The following is a 16,787-nucleotide window of genomic DNA, read 5'->3' on the forward strand; positions in this document are numbered from 1 at the left end:
ATTAAGTGGTTAAAGAAAGTAGGGAGAAATCATGGAAGAGAAAAAAACGTTTCATGTTAATGGCTATATTGCATTAATAGTTTTGGTTATTTTAATTGTTATCGGTGGGTATAGTTTTTATAGTGGTGTAACAGACGAAAGTTTTGGTATGATCACGATTGCTTTGGTATTGTGGACAATTTCTGCTTTGTTTTTAAGTTCATTAACGATCGTGAGTCCAAATCAAGCCAAAGCAATTCTATTTTTTGGGCAGTATTTAGGTACGATCAAAGAGAATGGCTTATTTGTTACAACACCATTGACTCAAAAAATCAATGTTTCATTAAAAGTGCGCAATTTCAATAGTTCGTTATTGAAAGTGAATGATTCTGATGGAAATCCAGTTGAAATTTCTGCAGTGGTTGTTTTCAAAGTAGTTGATACAGCGAAAGCCTTATTTGATGTTGACCGTTATCAAGATTTCATAGAAATTCAAAGTGAGACAGCAATTCGTCATATTGCGACACAATATCCATACGATACATTTAACGATGATGATTTGACATTACGTGGAAATACAACAGAAGTTTCAGAAGAAATGGCCAGAGAATTACAAGAACGTCTATCTGTAGCAGGAGTTGAAGTGATTGAAACGAGATTAAACCACCTTGCTTATGCAACTGAAATTGCGAGTGCAATGTTACAACGACAACAAGCCAAAGCGATTCTTTCAGCGCGACAAATCATTGTTGAAGGTGCGGTATCCATGACTCAAATGGCGTTAGAACAGATTGAAGATGGTCAGGAAATTAATTTTACTGATGACCGAAAAGTTCAATTGATCAATAATCTTTTAGTATCGATCATCACAGATAAGGGGACACAACCTGTTATAAATACTGGTGAAGTTCACGAAAGATAAAATGAAAGAAAGCGAGTCTCTCATGCAATATAAAACGATTTTATTTGATTTAGATGGAACCATTACTGATTCTGGTGAAGGAATCATTCATTCTGTAATTTATGCTTTAAAGAAATTGAATATAGCTGTACCTGATTCAACAGAATTATATTCGTTTATCGGTCCGCCCTTGAATGATACGTTTAAAAATTCATATCATTTAGATGATGAATCAACTGAGCAGGCTGTGAGCTATTATCGGGAATATTATCAAGCAAAAGGAATGTATGAAAACCGTATATATAAAGGGATACCTAAAGTGTTGGCTGATTTAAAACAAGCTGGTTGTAACGTGTATATTGCAACCTCTAAGCCAGAAATTTATGCAAAACAAATCTTAGCTCATTTTGATTTAGCTCATTATTTTGATGGAATATATGGTGCGAGTTTAGATGGTGAAAGATCAAAAAAAGGAGATGTCATTCGTTATGCCCTAAATGAAGCAAATCTAACTCAGTTGAAAGAAATAATAATGATCGGCGACCGAAGCCATGACATATTAGGTGCAAAAGAGAACGAACTGGATTGTATAGGTGTGTTATATGGATTTGGAAATAAGGCAGAATTAGAAAAATCTGGGGCGGATTATATTGTCTCAACACCTGAAGAAATCGAAGAAATAATTACAAAATAGTAAAGCAAGAAGAGATCTAGACAAAAGCGTTTATTTCCGAAGGAGATGCTTTTTTCTCGCCGTTTATTCGGATTTAGAGCCCGTAACAAAACTGATTTTTAGTTTTGTTATGGGCTCTTCTTTTTAAACGTTCTATTATTGCGGCAATTGATCATAAGCAAGTAGCTCGATAATATTCTGGTGCTCTGGATAGAGCATGTTCAACTGTTTTTTTGTAAATAATTCAAAATCTTGATAGTCAAACCCAGGAGAAACCATACAGCTTACTAAAGCGAATTCATCGTTTCCATCAATAGTTGAACCAAAAATCACATTTTTTGGTACAACGGCTTGCAATACTTCCCCGTTTTCCAAATCAGCACCCAATCGAATCTTTTCATATCGGCCGTTCGGATGTAATAAATGAATACTTAAAGTGGAACCAACATGATAATACCAGACTTCATCAGAGACTAAACGATGAAAGTGAGAAGGATTCCCTTTCGTCAATAGAAAATAAATACTCGTATAGTAAGGACGCGTTGTGCCAGCTGATACTTGTAACGATTGCTCAGAACATAAAACTTGTCTAAAATAACCACCTTCTGGATGTGGTTCTAATTTAAGTTGTTCGATCCAGTAAGCTTGATTTTTTTCCATGATCATTCCTCCAAATTAAAAGTAGTTTGCTGAGTTTTTAGAAAATCAACAAATGAAGACAAGCAAATTATAACGCACTTGACTCATCAAACGCTTTATTTAAGCGTACCATTTGATCTTCAGTAAAATATAATTCGCCATTTTCTCTGATTTTATCTATCATCGACTGCTCAATAAGTGGTGAAAACTCTTCCACATATCTGACGAAGTCTTCTAATCCTTCCTCGTTCGTTTCAAAATGATTATCAGTGTCTGGAATTGTTTTTTCTAAAATTTCTTCTAATTCTTTTTGAGAACGTGATGTTCGTTCAGTAGACGTGACTGATCCAATAGTTTTCGCGTCTTTACCATCAGATTCAGTTGTCGAAGTGCAAGCTGTAAAAAAGAAAATCATTGATCCGGATACCAACCCCAGTAATATTTTTTTAAATTGCATCTTTTATTTAACCCCTTTCAATAATTCATTTTACCTGTTATGTCATTGAAATTGAATCTTTATTTTTTGAAGACGGAAAAATTATGGTAATTTAGTGAAAAAGATGAGAGTTTCTCAAATTTTTTAATGAAATAGCGATAAATTGAGAAAAGAAAGCCTTTTCTTAGGGTATAATTAAGTTCAATAAATCACATGAAGGAGAGTCTTATGAGCAAAACAAAAACAGTTATTGTAGGTGCCAATCATGCTGGAATCGCTGCAGCAAACACATTGTTGGATACTTATCCAGATCAAGAAGTAGTCATGATCGATCGAAATACGAATCTTAGCTATCTTGGTTGCGGGACAGCGCTATGGGTAGGTCGTCAAATCGAATCATACGAAAATCTATTTTATACGAATAAGGATGCCTTTGAAGCAAAAGGTGCTAAAATTTATATGGAAACAAGTGTTGAAACTGTTGATTTTGATAAAAAAATAGTTCATTGTAAAACACATAGCGGTGAAGAATTTACGGAAAGTTACGATAAATTGATTCTAGCTACAGGATCAGCACCAATCAATCCAACCATTCCAGGGAGAGACTTGAAAAATGTTGAATTCTTAAAGCTTTTCCAAGACGGTCAGACGGTAGATGCTGCTATGTCAAAAGAAGAAATTAAAACTGTGGCAGTAATTGGAGCAGGGTATATTGGTGTTGAAATTGCAGAAGCTGCAAAACGTCGTGGTAAGAATGTTTTATTATTTGACGCAGCAGAAAGATGTTTGCCAAATTACTACGATAAATGGTTCACAGATGATATGGATAAAGTCTTATCAGATAATGGGATTGAGCTTCATTATGGTGAATTAGCAAAAGAGTACAAAGGAACTGAAAAAGTTGAGTCTATCGTAACAGACAAAGGAGAATATGCTGTAGACTTAGTTATCAATGCAATTGGATTTAGACCAAATAATGGTTTAGGAAAAGATCATTTGCAGTTGTTTGACAATGGTGCATACCTTGTTGATCTTCATCAACAAACAAGTGATCCTGATGTCTATGCAGTAGGGGATTGTTCAACGATTTTTTCAAATGCTGTCCAACAAACAACTTATATTGCTTTAGCGACCAATGCAGTTCGTTCTGGAATCGTCGCAGCGCATAACGTTGGTGGAACACCTTTAGAATCAATTGGTGTTCAAGGGTCAAATGGGATTTCTATTTTTGGCTATCACATGGTTTCTACAGGATTGACAGTGCAAGAATCAGAAAAATTAGGTTTGAAAATAAAATATACTGAATTTGAAGATCTACAAAAACCTGGATTTATGAAAGAAAACAATAAAGTCAAAATCAGAATCGTTTATGAAGAGGATTCTCGGCGTATTGTCGGAGCCCAGATGGCTTCCTATGAAGATATTTCGATGGGAATCCATATGTTCTCACTAGCCATCGAAGAAAAAGTAACGATCGACAAACTGAAGTTACTAGACATTTTCTTCTTGCCGCATTTTAATCAACCTTATAATTATATTACAATGGCAGCGCTTAGCGCAGAATAATTTGAAATCAAAGAGCCCAAAACAAAACGAATATACAGTTTTGTTTTGGGCTCTATGCATGAATGAACAGCGAAAACAGAGGTAATTTTTTCAGAAATAAACGTCTATCCCGATCCTTATTTCTTTAACAAATCAAGAAAACAAATCTTACAAGTTAGTGACTTTTCTCTAAAAAAGTTTAAATTTAAAAAGCTTTCATGTATAATGGTAAAAGTTAAAGAAGATACATAGAAAGTAAGGAGGATTTGTTTTGGCAGAAGATAACCAAAATAATCAAGATCATTCCAAGTCTTCATTCAAAGATCAGGTCTTGCGTTCTTTGCGTGGAGAAGAAATTGAGAATGAGGATTCAGCTTCTTCTGAACATAATGCTCAGAACCTATCGCAGCATAACGAAGCAGAATATAATCGGGCATACCGTTTCCAGTCAGAAAACCCGAGTGAACCAGAAAAAACAGATGTAGTAGAATCAGTCGGTTCTCGCAGTGCAGAGCATCATGCAAGCCGCGTTGAAAATCCGAGTGATTCATCAGAGACGGACAACATGCAGAGTCCTAAAGAGGATAATTCCAACAAACGTACCAGAAAGAAAGAAGACCGTATTGTTAGTCGGATCGTATTGATCGTTGCATCAGTCCTATTACTGGTGATTGCCATTTTTGGTTTCACTTTTTATAAGTATGTCAATGCAGGATTGCAACCACTCGATAAAAAAGATACAAAATTGGTTCAAGTACACATTCCAGAAGACTCGTCGAATAAAAAAATTTCCAACATTTTAGAAGACAGTAAAGTTATCAAAAGCGGAATGGTCTTCAATTATTACGCAAAATTTAAAAATTTGACTGATTTTCAGGCTGGCTACTACCAAATGTCGCCTAACATGACATTGGATGAGATCGGTGCACTTTTAAGAGAAGGTGGAACAGCTGAACCCACACAGTTGGCTGATGGAAAAGTAACGATTCCAGAAGGCTTTGATATTGATAAGATCGGGGATGCCATTGAGAAAAATACCGAATTTAAGAAAGATCAATTTATCGAACTAATGAAGAATCAAGCATTCTTCGATAAGATGAAAGAGAAGTATCCAGAGTTATTAGGCAGTGCAGCTGAAGCAAGCGATGTTCGTTATCGCTTTGAAGGTTACTTATTCCCTGCAACTTATGACTATTACAAAGATGCTAAGTTAGAAGATTTTGTTGACCAAATGATCGCAAAAACCAGTAGTGTGATCGAGCCATTTATTCCAATGGTTCATGCTAAGGGAATGACGATCCAACAAGTACTAACACTAGCGTCATTGGTAGAAAAAGAAGGCGTGAAAGAAGAAGACCGTAAAAAAATCGCTCAAGTTTTCTTTAATAGAATTGCAGCGAATATGCCATTGCAATCAGATATTTCAATTTTATATGCTCTAGGTGAACACAAAGAACTGGTAACGTATAAAGATTTAGAAGTAGATTCACCGTATAATCTTTATAAAAATACCGGATATGGTCCTGGACCGTTTGATAGTCCAAGTGAGCAAGCAATCAACGCTGTCTTAAATCCAATCCAAAATAATTATCTTTACTTTGTTGCAGATATCTCAACTGGAAATGTTTATTTTGCAGAGACATATGAACAACATCAAGAATTTGTGGACAAATATGTTAATAACACAGAAACTGAAAAAAGTGAATAGCTTTTAAGTTTGCGTATCTTATTACGAGCCAACCTATAATTTAGGCGGCTCGTTTCGCTTTACCATTAATCTAGTCAAGGAGAACCATGATAAGGGCTCTGTTACAAGGAAAATCTATTGTATTTATAAAAATTAAGTGAATATTATTTACAATTTGCTTAAAGCGTGGTACTCTTTTGTGGATTGAAAGCGGAATTTTTCAATGAAAACAAAATAAAACATTGTGGTAAGTTTAGAAGGAGAAATTAACATGGTAGAAAAAGTATTTCCTATGACACTTGAAGGAAAAGAAAAATTAGAACAAGAATTAGAAGAACTAAAAACAGTTAAACGAAAAGAGATCGTTGAACGTATAAAAATTGCAAGAAGCTTTGGGGATCTATCAGAAAACTCTGAGTATGAGTCCGCTAAAGATGAGCAAGCTTTTGTAGAAGGTCGAATCACAACCTTAGAAAATATGATTCGCTTTGCACAGATCATTGATAATGGTGGTGTTGATTCAGACGAAGTTTCGATTGGAAAAACGGTGACATTTATTGAATTGCCAGATGGTGATGAGGAAGAGTATACTATTGTAGGTAGTGCAGAAGCAGATCCATTTTCTGGTAAAATTTCAAATGATTCACCAATTGCACAAGCATTGATTGGTAAACGCTTGAACGATCAAGTGGCTATTGCAACTCCGGGTGGAGATATGCAGGTAAGAATCATAAAAGTTGGCTAACAAAACAATGAATAAGCACAAAGGGCGGGCCAAAGCTATTATTAGCTTTGACTTGCCCTTTAAACCTGAATAGATACTGAAAAAATTAGGGCTAAAGTCCTATAGTAAAATGGGGCTTTAGCAACTAACATTAATATGGGAATCAAGGTATACTAATTTCATAGGAAGGGGGATTATGATGAATAACCCATGGCGTTTTTTTATTGTAGTAGAATCATTACTTTTTATTTTAGCTTTATGGCAAATTATACATAACCCAGGTCTAGCTGTTTTATTAGTGTTGGGTATCTTAAGTGTTGTATATGCAATGAAAAAAGTTCATCGCAGTAATTTCAATAACTTTCAATTAGTATTAGGAATCATTTTAATTTTGATCGGAGTAATGAATAGTCCCGCTTTTTGGCTGATGTTAGTATTTGCTGTTTTGTTTGTTGGCTTAAAGGGTGTAGAGATCGCTGGCGTTGATATCACACAACGAGCTCCATGGAGAAAGAAACAAATGATTATGGTAGAAACGACAAATGTAGAACCGAAAAGCGGTCGTCGTTTTAAGCGTCCATGGTTTGCCAATGAGCGTATAGGAAGTAATGTTTACGAGTGGAATGACATCAATATAGATATTCTTTCTGGTGATACAATCGTTGACTTAGGCAATACATTATTACCTAAAGATGATAGCATTATCATTATTCGTAAAGGTTTTGGTCGGACGAGAATTTTGGTTCCATTAGGTGTTGCTGTGATGTTGGAACATTCAACTTTCTATGGAAATGTTAACTTTGAAGAAGAAAAATACCATCTGAAAAATGAATCTTTAAAAGTCTATAGCAATGACTTTGATACGAATAACCGTCGATTGAAAATCATCACAAATACATTAGTCGGGGATCTAGAGGTGATTCGCGTATGATGGGTAAGATGTCTCGACAGATGCTTTCTTTATACGCATCTTGCAGCACATTTATTGTTGTTTTACTAACATTATTTTCATATTTTCATTCAATCAAACAGAAAAATTGGATGTTGGAATTACTTCAAAGGAAAGTATTTTACATTCCTTTGATTTTCCATATGATCCTGATTTCTCTTTTAGTCGGATTATCAACTTTTTTACTCGTATCTATTGTACAAAAATCACAATATGGTAGAATTGAAGAAAAACTTCGCTTATTAGCAAGAGGTAGCTATGAAAGCCCTGCTCTTACTAAGAATGTACCGCATGCAAGTAATGATCAATATATTGGTGAAGTTGACCAAGATATCTTGAAAATCCGAACGAAATTATTAGAAATGTCAAAGGAATTGCAATTATTGAATAGCCGTCCGCAATTGATGGACGGGGAAACAAAAGAAGAAATTTTAGAAGAAGAACGGCACAGGCTTGCTAGAGAACTGCATGATTCTGTCAGTCAACAGCTGTTTGCTGCGATGATGATGCTATCAGCACTGAATGAACAAGCACAACGAAGTGAGACACCTGAAATGTTTCGTAAACAATTAGTAACGGTAACAGATATCATCAACGCGTCTCAATCTGAGATGCGCGCATTATTGTTACATTTGCGTCCAGTAAGTTTAGAAGGAAAAAGCTTACGTAAAGGGATAGAGCAATTGTTAAAAGAATTGCAAACAAAAATCAAGATCGAATTGACTTGGGATGTTGAAGATGTTCATTTGAATAACAGCATCGAAGATCATCTATTTAGAATTGTTCAGGAGTTACTTTCAAACACATTGCGACATGCCAAAGCAAAAGAACTTGAAGTTTATTTACATCAAGTGGATAAAAATGTGTTATTGCGTTTAGTTGATGATGGTGTTGGTTTTGATATGAGTGAGAATGATAATAAAGCCGGTAGTTACGGTTTAAAAAATATTCGCGAACGTGTAGCTGGTATGGGCGGTATTGTTAAGATAATCAGCTTCAAAGGTCAAGGAACAAGTGTTGAGATCAAAGTGCCTGTAATAAAGGAGGAATTAGCAAGTGATCAAAGTAATGTTAGTAGATGACCATGAAATGGTACGATTAGGCGTATCCTCTTATTTGTCGATTCAAGAAGATATTGAAGTGGTTGGAGAAGCTGAAAATGGTCAGATTGGCTATGAGAAGGCATTAGAATTAAGACCTGATGTAATTCTAATGGATTTAGTCATGGATGTCATGGATGGAATCGAGTCAACGAAGGCGATTTTAAAAGATTGGCCGCAAGCTCGAATCATCATTGTTACTAGTTTTATAGATGATGAAAAAGTATATCCGGCAATTGAAGCAGGAGCTGCTGGTTATCTTTTGAAAACTTCGACAGCTCATGAGATTGCAGATGCTATTCGAGCAATTTCTAGAGGAGAACGTGTTTTAGAACCAGAAGTAACAACAAAAATGATGGAACGTTTAACGAAAAAACACGAACCCGTGTTGCATGAAGATTTGACGAATCGTGAACATGAAATTTTAATGTTGATTGCCAAAGGACGCAGCAATCAGGAAATTGCGGATGAGTTATTTATCACGCTTAAAACGGTTAAAACTCATGTTTCAAATATTTTAGCGAAACTAGATGTTGAAGACCGCACACAAGCAGCTATTTATGCGTTTCAACATGGATTGGCAAAATAAAGAAATAGAGGATAGAGTCATCCACTAATGACTCTATTCTCTATTTTTTTTAGCATTTATAATAAGAAATAAAAGAAAAAGCGATTGGCTCCTCTGTGGCTTTGAACTTTTCTCAAAACGTTTTATACCTCTTTGTATAACAATAGGTAAGCATAATAAAATAGAACCGCTGTTTCTGTTCAATTGTGTATCAGTTTGTTATACTTAAATTAAACTTAACACTAGGAGCATGATAAACATGAAGCAAAATTTTGCAATTATTGGATTAGGGAGATTTGGTGGCAGTATTTGTCAGACGTTGATTGAATCTGGTCAAGAAGTTCTGGCGATTGATAGTAATGAAGATCGAGTAAATGAATATATGAATATAGCAACACACGCAGTTGTGGCAAATGCACAGGATGAGGCGACGTTGCGCTCTTTGGGTATTCGCAATTTTGATCATGTAGTTGTGGCTATTGGAGAGGATATTCAAGCGAGTATTTTGGTCACCTTAATGGTGAAGGAAATGGGTGTACCGAATGTTTTGGCTAAAGCAGTCAATGAATACCATGCAAGAGTCTTAGAAAAAATTGGTGCAGATTTAGTTGTTCATCCGGAAAGAGATATGGGAATCAGGGTTGCCCATAAACTGGTTTCTAGAAATATTTTAGATTACATTGAGCTATCAAATGAAGTTTCCTTAGCCGAGGTGCGTGTCTCTAATCCAAAATTTTATGGCAAAACATTAGGAGAATTAAACTTCCGTCAGCGGTTTGGATTGACGGTTGTTGCTATACGTCGCTCAAAATCTGAAGTCATCACATCACCTGCAGCAGAAGAAATGGTTAGAGAAAATGATAACTTATTAGTCGTAGGTGAAACAGATGACGTTGATTTGTTAGATGAAAAAATGAATGAGTAGGGTAAGCAGTTTATTCCCTGAAAATTTGACTATATGCTAAAATGACAAGGAGTGAGATGGCATTAGTCTCGGCTGAACGAGATTGCGATGCTTTTATGTTAGGAGGAAATGAAAGATGGAATTAACAATTACACCACGTGCACAACAATGGTTCAAAGATGAAGTAGGTGTCACTTCAGATAGTGGTATTCGTTTTTATGGTAAAATTTATGGTAAAACAGATGTTCATGAAGGATTTTCAATCGCAATGTCTGTAGAAGCACCAGATCAGCCATTAGTCAAAGAAGTAATCGATGGAATTACTTATTTTATCGAAGAGACAGACGATTGGTTCTTTAAAGGATATGATTTATTAGTGGATTATGATGAGGAAAAAGAGGAACCTCAATATAAATTTGCTGGAAATAAAGAAGACTTGAAACAATAGTCTGACTCGTATTTCACTTATTTAGAAAGAAAAGACAGAGTAAGCGGGACAAGTGACTGGAAAAAGCTCCTTCGACATAGCGGCGAAGGAGCTAGATATTTTTGTTTAGTGTACAGAGAAAAATAGATTTAACGGTATCAGCTGTCTAAAGAAGAAGACTTGGCTGTATATTTTTTATGTAACGTATCAATAAGTCCTACTTGATAATCTAATGCAGGAGATAATGGAATGACTTGGAAGTTACCATTATCCTTGACTCTATCTGGTATCAAAAGCTTTGATGCAGCTATGTAAAAATCGTAGTCATCCTCAGAAGCTGAAGAAACAAAAGAAACTGAAATAAAGGAAATTTGTTCTAAAAAATCAAAAAGAGACTGCAGAAAAATAGCATTTGGTGATAAAATAATACCCACGTTCAATTGATATTTTGGATTACTTCGTTCATAAAAAGGAAGTAATAAAAATGAACAAATATAGGTTAAGTCTTCCAAACAATTTTTTATCCACGTAAATTCAGGAGTTAAAACAATTTGTTTAAGGAATTCTCTCACTTTTGCAGAAAGAGGATCATATAAAGGGTTTTGTTTTTTTATACACGTTTCCATAAAGTTGATAGCTAGTGGTAGTGAGTCTTTTATCACAGAGTGATTGAGGCAAGTAGTAAAGATATTGATATTCAATACCTCTCTCTCAGCCTCAGAAAGTTGTTTTTCTGTGAATAAAGGAAGATAAAAATCTTCAAAACGTTCAATCAGATTACTTAAAGGCTGCTGCGCGCTAGTCATATATTCTTTTACATAGCTAATTCTAGGATCATCTGCATAAAAATAAATATTCCAGTAAAACATCATAAAAGAAAGAAAAGTGGATTCTCGTTCTATGAAATGTTGAGGTAGATTTACTTGCTCTAATTTTTTAATAAAGGACATATTTACTTTAGGAAAAGCCAATTGTTTAAACGGAGGTTCGATAATGAAATGTTTTTTTTTGATACGTAGCTGAGAAATCGTTGTCAGCAAATACCATTCTCTAGGTTCTGTGTATGTCATCCATTGACGATCTTCCGGATCAAATAAATCAAAGCCTCGTTTGGTTTCATCCAACGCTAAAAATAGGTCTTCTCCATAAGATGCGATCCAAAAGAAGTTTAAATAAACAATACGAATCAAGTTTTCTTTTCCAGTTAACTGAAGTTTTGAACAGTTTAACTGAATATCGAAATCCTTTAAATAATTGATCAATGGTTGTAGTCTACGGATAATGGAAGCCCGGCTAATAAAATGGTCTCTACAAAAATTTTCTATTGTATAATTCTTCTCTAAAATGGTTGCCAGTAAAAATTTATAAGGCAAACTTTTACGAAAGAGAAATTGTGAATATGGAATATCACGTAACTTAGATAAATCAATATGTACTTTGCCTTGGCTAGTTAATAACGCAAGCCCTTGTTTTTCCATGAGATCTTCATGTATTTCAGAGAACAACGAGTTTAAGCGGGCATAAGAAAAATCTGTGAATTGTTCAAAATAGTGAACGCTATATGTACCATTTGCGGTGTTCAATAACTGATTAAAAACGCTTATTTTACGCTGCGCAACGTCATCTAACAAAATGTCTTCTAGCATATGTAGTCTCCCTTAGTAATAAATTATGATTTTTATAATAATTGAAAGTTATATATTTCACAAAAATAAATATATTAATAGATTAAAAATCATTTTCTCTTTATATAATAACCATTTGCTCAATAGATTTCAATTGTAAATTAAATATAAATCAAAAATGTAATAATTATTTAAAGTTACATTAATATTATTTTTTTGTTTGTAAACCTTATAATTATTGAGGTGTTCGTTTTTTTTAAATGAATCGATTAAAAAATGTGTGTTATTTATATCGCGTAAATTTGTTTTAGGTGATTTTTATGGTACTGTCATGAGCGTGTGGAAATAGGTCATGATCTTATTCGTAATTTTTTTATTACTAAGGCGTAGATGTATGCTATAATCAACAAATAATACTTTTTTTTGGAGGAAATTTCATGCTATCAATTATTGTTCCTTGTTACAATGAAGAGGAATCCATTCCATTGTTTTTTGAAGAAGTGGAGAAAGTGAGTTCGCAAATTCACCATGATATAGAATATATATTTATTAACGATGGGTCAAAAGATCAAACATTAAATACACTGAGAAACTTATATAAAGAACATCCTGAAAAGGTTCGTTTTCTTTCTTTTTCTAGAAATTTTGGGAAAGAAGCGGGCTTATATGCTGGACTTAAAGAGGCGAAAGGCAGTTTAGTTACCGTGATGGATGTGGATTTACAAGATCCTCCTGAATTATTGCCGAAAATGATTCAAATGTTAGAGACGAATAAAGAATTAGATTGTGTTGGCACCAGACGAGGTGACCGCGAAGGTGAACCGCCTATCCGCAGCTTTTTTGCTAAGATGTTTTATCGTTTAGTCAATAAAATCGGTGAAACTGAAATGGTCGATGGAGCTAGAGATTTTCGCTTGATGACAAGACAAATGGTTGATGGGATTTTAGAATTAACAGAGTATAACCGTTTTTCAAAAGGGATTTTCAGCTGGGTAGGATTTAATACAGAGTATATTTCTTACGAGAATCGTGAACGAGTAGCTGGGGCTACCTCATGGTCATTCTGGAGTTTACTGAGTTATTCGATTGATGGAATCGTGAACTTTTCAGAAGCGCCATTGAATCTGGCTTCTTATGTAGGGGCTTTTTCATGTGCGGGATCCGTTATTGCAATGCTTGTTATTTTCTTTAGAACGATTATCAAAGGGGACCCTACTAGCGGATGGCCGTCTATGGTTTGTATCATTTTGTTTGTTGGAGGACTTCAGTTACTTTGCCTTGGAATTATAGGAAAATATATTGGTAAAATTTTCTTGGAAACAAAAAAGCGCCCGATCTATCTTGTTAAAGAAACAGAAAAAGATCAAAAATAATAAAATACTGACTCGAAACTATTCATTAGTGATTCGAGTCAGTATTTTTTAATAACCTTGGTGTAACGCTATTTCATTTTTAGCTAGAGTTTTATCGGTCAAATATTGTTTGAGATTTTGCATAAATATAGTCAACAATTTTGTTTTGAATTTAGGCGTTAAGCCAGAGATATGAGGGGTAATCAAAACATTTTTCATAGTCCAAAGTGGACTGTTTTCAGGTAAAGGTTCCTCTTCAAAGACATCTAGTGCTGCAAAACTTAGTTGGCCTGTATTTAATGCATGAATTAAATCACTTGTATTAACAGAAGGCCCACGTCCAACATTAACAAAAACAGTTCCTGGTTTCATCGAAAGAAACATTCTTTCATTATACATTTGATAAGTCTCATCGGTTAGAGGTAGAATATTCACAACAATATCCATTTCATTAACAATGCGACTCATATTCTTATGAGAATAACACTCGATAAAACCATTTGTTACGTGACCGGAAGTATTGACTCCATATGTTTGGATACCTAAGCCTTGTGCAAAGACAGCAAGTTGTTGACCGATGCGGCCAGTTCCAACAATCAACATTTTTTGCATAGATAATTGTTGGTAGGAAATGTTATTGGTGGACCATTCTTTTTTTGACTGATTATCGATACTGGCGCGGATTCCTCTAAATTCAGCCAATAAAACACCTAAAACATGTTCTGCAATTGAGATGCTATGGATGCCGCTAGCGTTGGATAATAAAATACCTTTCTCAGCAAAACGATTTAAATCATATGAGTCAACACCGGCAGAAACAGATTGGACCCATTTCAAGTGACTTGTTTTTGAGTCAAGCAAACGTTGTCCTAAGTCCTTGTCCCAGCCTAACATGATTTCAATATCATCCTCAATTATTTGCGGTACTTCTCTTTTCGCATCAATGATTATATGATCAGGAGCACTTTGTCTGATTGTTTCAACTTGTTCTTCTTTCATTTGTTCATAAAGATAGATTAGTGGTTGTCCCATTTGAATTCCTCCTTGCTAGTCTATTGTAACAAAAATGTACCGCAAACAAAAAAAGATTGAACTGTTTATTAAACAGTTCAATCTTTTTTAGGATCACGTAACTTATATTTTTTCTCCACGAGCATACGCTGCTGCAAGGATATCCACTTCTTTTTTTAATTCGTCAACCATTATTTCTTCTGGAACAGTACGGATGATTTTCCCTTTTTTGAACAGCATTCCTTTGCCGTTTCCACCAGCAATTCCGATATCTGCTTCGCGAGCTTCACCTGGACCATTAACAGCACAGCCTAAAACAGCCACTTTGATCGGTGCTTTGATCTGTTCAATATATTCTTCTATTTCATTCGCAATCGGAATCAAATCAATTTCGATTCGTCCGCAAGTTGGACAAGAAATCAGTGTGGCAGCATTACTTGCCAGACCGAAGGCTTTTAGGACTTCTTTGGCTACTTTGATTTCTTCTACAGGGTCAGCTGAAAGGGAAACACGACAAGTATTTCCAATACCTCGAGAAAGCAAGGCACCTAAGCCTGCTGCAGATTTCATCCCGCCAGAAAATTTTGTCCCAGCTTCAGTAATTCCTAAATGTAGAGGATAGTCAAAAGTTTGAGCAGCTAAAGAATAGGCTTCGATAGCTAAATTAACATCACTAGCTTTTAGTGACACAATGATATCGTAAAACTCTAATTCTTCAAGTATTTTAATGTGTTCAACTGCACTAGCAACCATAGCTTCAGCAGTGGGGTAACCATATTGTTGCAAGAATTTTTTTTCTAATGAACCAGCATTTACACCAATTCTGATTGGGATTCCTTTTGCTTTACAAGCAGTAACAACTTTTTCTACACGGTCCTTACGTCCGATATTACCAGGATTGATCCGAATTTTATCTACACCTTGTTCAATTGCTTTCAGAGCTAAACGATAGTCAAAGTGAATATCAGCCACTAAGGGAATTGAGATCTGACGTTTGATTGCCCCTAATGCATCCGCAGCAGCCTCATCTGGAACGGCAACACGAACGATTTGACAACCTGCGTCTTCTAAGCGTTTGATTTGAGCTACAGTGCCGTCAACATCATGTGTTTTGGTTGTACACATACTTTGAATAAAAAGCTCATCACTGCCACCGATTGTTAAGTCTCCAACTTTAACTCGACGTGTATTTTTACGATGGGTCAATTCTCCCATAATGAATTCTCTCCTTAATGCTGCGCAATTATTTTGGTTACTAATTTTCAACAAGTATAATTCATGGTCTATCTTAACATATAATAATAGAACTGAGAATCTAAGAAAAGGTTAAGAATAGAGCGGCTATTTCTTATTTAGGTTTAAGCTAAAGGCGGTACTTGTCGTTCTTCTTTACGGATAGCAAAGAAAAATATCAATAAAGAAATGAAGACAATCAAAAAGCTATCATCAAAAGCCGAATTGATAAAATGAAGAACGCTGCTAATGATTACAGGCAATGTCGCACAATAAGTTGAAATCTTTAGGCAGTCTAAAAAGCGTAGTTTATATAAACGAATTTTACTATATAAGTTAGCACCGATTGTAACCATTAGTAAATTGATGATCAAGTTAATGAAAGTTGGATATAAGGTAAAGATAAAAACAACTAGCTTTATCCAAAAAGGGACATTGGCTTCATCTAATGATTTTTTTAAATTATCACTATTTAGCCCATCTAGCGTCCCTTTAGAATAAGGGACTTCAAATTGACTAGCTCCCAGTAGTGAATCCGCAGCACCTGAGTTGGGCAGAGCGATAACAAATTCATCTTGTAAAAAGCCTAAACCAACAGCGTTTCCAACGGAATCAGCAGTTACATCATTAACGGATCGTTTTCCATCAGGGTCAAAGGTAAAGATGATAGAATTTGTCTGGTAAATGAATCCTTCAGCACCTTTTGCTGTTTGGAATTTTCCGTCAGAAATTTTAAAATCGGGCAGTTTTGCAGCAATTTTTTGTCCATCATTTTTGATGTCTTGCATTATGGAAAAGATTTGTTTTGTTATAGGAAGTGCAAGAATAATACTTAGAAAAAGAACATATAAAATGACTTTCCAAAACGGCATTTTTTTTGCTTGATGGAGGTCATTTAATTGAAATAATGAGTGTTTAAAGAGCGTAAATGAGTTCATAAATTTTCTCCTGACTTGAAATTGAGTACACACGTCATTTTAAAGGAGTTAACAGGGAAAAACAAGTTTATACCAAACTTTGTAAGCAATTACTTT

17 protein-coding genes are annotated in these 16,787 nt (G+C 35.0%); 11 read left to right on the forward strand and 6 right to left on the reverse strand.

Features of this window, described 5'->3' with window-relative positions; genetic code table 11:
• The first annotated feature begins 31 nt into the window (after positions 1–31).
• Both AC4BB7_RS03865 and AC4BB7_RS03870 read left to right on the forward strand, forming a co-directional pair.
• Entirely contained in the window at positions 32–901 is an 870-nt protein-coding gene (locus AC4BB7_RS03865) for an SPFH domain-containing protein (RefSeq protein ID WP_086315636.1), read from the forward strand.
• 1 nt (position 902) lies between these two features.
• Positions 903–1,574 carry an HAD family hydrolase gene (locus tag AC4BB7_RS03870; protein ID WP_170923056.1) on the forward strand — a complete coding sequence of 224 codons (672 nt, stop codon included), beginning with the start codon at positions 903–905 and terminating at the stop codon, positions 1,572–1,574.
• Between the two features lie 135 nt (positions 1,575–1,709).
• On the opposite strand, the gene AC4BB7_RS03875 is transcribed toward AC4BB7_RS03870, so the two are convergent.
• Together AC4BB7_RS03875 and AC4BB7_RS03880 are read right to left on the reverse strand one after the other, a co-directional pair.
• On the reverse strand, positions 1,710–2,213 hold the full coding sequence (locus tag AC4BB7_RS03875) for a cupin domain-containing protein (RefSeq protein ID WP_490484490.1): 504 nt from the start codon (positions 2,211–2,213) through the stop codon (positions 1,710–1,712).
• 67 nt (positions 2,214–2,280) lie between these two features.
• The gene (locus AC4BB7_RS03880) at positions 2,281–2,649 is read right to left on the reverse strand and encodes a hypothetical protein (RefSeq protein WP_490484491.1); all 369 of its coding nucleotides are present in this window, start codon (positions 2,647–2,649) and stop codon (positions 2,281–2,283) included.
• Positions 2,650–2,856: 207 nt separating this feature from the next.
• Between AC4BB7_RS03880 and nox the strand changes: the two genes are divergently transcribed.
• From nox to AC4BB7_RS03920, 8 genes are all read left to right on the forward strand, one after another.
• On the forward strand, positions 2,857–4,194 hold the full coding sequence (gene nox, locus AC4BB7_RS03885) for a H2O-forming NADH oxidase (RefSeq protein ID WP_086315638.1): 1,338 nt from the start codon (positions 2,857–2,859) through the stop codon (positions 4,192–4,194).
• 544 nt (positions 4,195–4,738) lie between these two features.
• A complete protein-coding gene (mltG, locus tag AC4BB7_RS03890; RefSeq protein WP_422392092.1) occupies positions 4,739–5,881 on the forward strand; it encodes an endolytic transglycosylase MltG in 1,143 nt (380 codons plus the stop codon).
• Between the two features lie 250 nt (positions 5,882–6,131).
• Positions 6,132–6,605 (forward strand): transcription elongation factor GreA, encoded by a 474-nt coding sequence (greA, locus tag AC4BB7_RS03895; RefSeq protein WP_025871513.1) that lies wholly within the window; start codon positions 6,132–6,134, stop codon positions 6,603–6,605.
• A 178-nt stretch (positions 6,606–6,783) separates the two neighbouring features.
• A complete protein-coding gene (gene liaF, locus AC4BB7_RS03900) occupies positions 6,784–7,515 on the forward strand; it encodes a cell wall-active antibiotics response protein LiaF (RefSeq protein WP_086315640.1) in 732 nt (243 codons plus the stop codon).
• Positions 7,512–8,615: a sensor histidine kinase gene (locus AC4BB7_RS03905; RefSeq protein ID WP_086315641.1), complete on the forward strand. Its 1,104-nt coding sequence runs from the start codon at positions 7,512–7,514 to the stop codon at positions 8,613–8,615. Before liaF ends, AC4BB7_RS03905 begins: the two co-directional genes overlap by 4 nt.
• Positions 8,590–9,222, forward strand: a complete 633-nt coding sequence (locus tag AC4BB7_RS03910; protein ID WP_086315642.1) for a response regulator — start codon at positions 8,590–8,592, stop codon at positions 9,220–9,222. Before AC4BB7_RS03905 ends, AC4BB7_RS03910 begins: the two co-directional genes overlap by 26 nt.
• Before the next feature lie 238 nt (positions 9,223–9,460).
• On the forward strand, positions 9,461–10,126 hold the full coding sequence (locus tag AC4BB7_RS03915) for a potassium channel family protein (RefSeq protein ID WP_086315643.1): 666 nt from the start codon (positions 9,461–9,463) through the stop codon (positions 10,124–10,126).
• Positions 10,127–10,241: 115 nt separating this feature from the next.
• Complete coding sequence (locus AC4BB7_RS03920) at positions 10,242–10,553, forward strand: HesB/YadR/YfhF family protein (protein WP_086315644.1); 312 nt, start codon at positions 10,242–10,244, stop codon at positions 10,551–10,553.
• A gap of 137 nt (positions 10,554–10,690) precedes the next feature.
• On the opposite strand, the gene AC4BB7_RS03925 is transcribed toward AC4BB7_RS03920, so the two are convergent.
• Complete coding sequence (locus AC4BB7_RS03925; protein ID WP_490484492.1) at positions 10,691–12,178, reverse strand: helix-turn-helix domain-containing protein; 1,488 nt, start codon at positions 12,176–12,178, stop codon at positions 10,691–10,693.
• Positions 12,179–12,594: 416 nt separating this feature from the next.
• On the opposite strand from AC4BB7_RS03925, the gene AC4BB7_RS03930 reads away from it, so the two are divergent.
• Entirely contained in the window at positions 12,595–13,530 is a 936-nt protein-coding gene (locus AC4BB7_RS03930) for a glycosyltransferase family 2 protein (protein WP_086315646.1), read from the forward strand.
• Positions 13,531–13,578: 48 nt separating this feature from the next.
• Here the strand turns inward: AC4BB7_RS03930 and AC4BB7_RS03935 are convergent, their stop codons facing one another.
• From AC4BB7_RS03935 to AC4BB7_RS03945, 3 genes are all read right to left on the reverse strand, one after another.
• Positions 13,579–14,541 carry a phosphoglycerate dehydrogenase gene (locus tag AC4BB7_RS03935; protein ID WP_086315647.1) on the reverse strand — a complete coding sequence of 321 codons (963 nt, stop codon included), beginning with the start codon at positions 14,539–14,541 and terminating at the stop codon, positions 13,579–13,581.
• Between the two features lie 102 nt (positions 14,542–14,643).
• Entirely contained in the window at positions 14,644–15,735 is a 1,092-nt protein-coding gene (gene ispG / locus AC4BB7_RS03940) for a flavodoxin-dependent (E)-4-hydroxy-3-methylbut-2-enyl-diphosphate synthase (RefSeq protein ID WP_490484493.1), read from the reverse strand.
• A 143-nt stretch (positions 15,736–15,878) separates the two neighbouring features.
• A complete protein-coding gene (locus AC4BB7_RS03945) occupies positions 15,879–16,691 on the reverse strand; it encodes a DUF1189 domain-containing protein (RefSeq protein WP_490484494.1) in 813 nt (270 codons plus the stop codon).
• Between the last annotated feature and the right edge of the window lie 96 nt (positions 16,692–16,787).

The organism is Enterococcus sp. AAFC-DPL-5182, from assembly GCF_058216605.1.

What these genes read in the sequence shown, in the direction of transcription:
- AC4BB7_RS03865 (WP_086315636.1), top strand. Translation starts at nt 32, where the DNA reads ATGGAAGAGAAAAAAACGTTTCATGTTAATGGCTATATTGCATTAATA.
- AC4BB7_RS03870 (WP_170923056.1), top strand. Translation starts at nt 903, where the DNA reads ATGAAAGAAAGCGAGTCTCTCATGCAATATAAAACGATTTTATTTGAT.
- AC4BB7_RS03875 (WP_490484490.1), bottom strand. Translation starts at nt 2,213, where the DNA reads ATGGAAAAAAATCAAGCTTACTGGATCGAACAACTTAAATTAGAACCA.
- AC4BB7_RS03880 (WP_490484491.1), bottom strand. Translation starts at nt 2,649, where the DNA reads ATGCAATTTAAAAAAATATTACTGGGGTTGGTATCCGGATCAATGATT.
- nox (WP_086315638.1), top strand. Translation starts at nt 2,857, where the DNA reads ATGAGCAAAACAAAAACAGTTATTGTAGGTGCCAATCATGCTGGAATC.
- mltG (WP_422392092.1), top strand. Translation starts at nt 4,739, where the DNA reads ATGCAGAGTCCTAAAGAGGATAATTCCAACAAACGTACCAGAAAGAAA.
- greA (WP_025871513.1), top strand. Translation starts at nt 6,132, where the DNA reads ATGGTAGAAAAAGTATTTCCTATGACACTTGAAGGAAAAGAAAAATTA.
- liaF (WP_086315640.1), top strand. Translation starts at nt 6,784, where the DNA reads ATGAATAACCCATGGCGTTTTTTTATTGTAGTAGAATCATTACTTTTT.
- AC4BB7_RS03905 (WP_086315641.1), top strand. Translation starts at nt 7,512, where the DNA reads ATGATGGGTAAGATGTCTCGACAGATGCTTTCTTTATACGCATCTTGC.
- AC4BB7_RS03915 (WP_086315643.1), top strand. Translation starts at nt 9,461, where the DNA reads ATGAAGCAAAATTTTGCAATTATTGGATTAGGGAGATTTGGTGGCAGT.
- AC4BB7_RS03920 (WP_086315644.1), top strand. Translation starts at nt 10,242, where the DNA reads ATGGAATTAACAATTACACCACGTGCACAACAATGGTTCAAAGATGAA.
- AC4BB7_RS03925 (WP_490484492.1), bottom strand. Translation starts at nt 12,178, where the DNA reads ATGCTAGAAGACATTTTGTTAGATGACGTTGCGCAGCGTAAAATAAGC.
- AC4BB7_RS03930 (WP_086315646.1), top strand. Translation starts at nt 12,595, where the DNA reads ATGCTATCAATTATTGTTCCTTGTTACAATGAAGAGGAATCCATTCCA.
- AC4BB7_RS03935 (WP_086315647.1), bottom strand. Translation starts at nt 14,541, where the DNA reads ATGGGACAACCACTAATCTATCTTTATGAACAAATGAAAGAAGAACAA.
- ispG (WP_490484493.1), bottom strand. Translation starts at nt 15,735, where the DNA reads ATGGGAGAATTGACCCATCGTAAAAATACACGTCGAGTTAAAGTTGGA.
- AC4BB7_RS03945 (WP_490484494.1), bottom strand. Translation starts at nt 16,691, where the DNA reads ATGAACTCATTTACGCTCTTTAAACACTCATTATTTCAATTAAATGAC.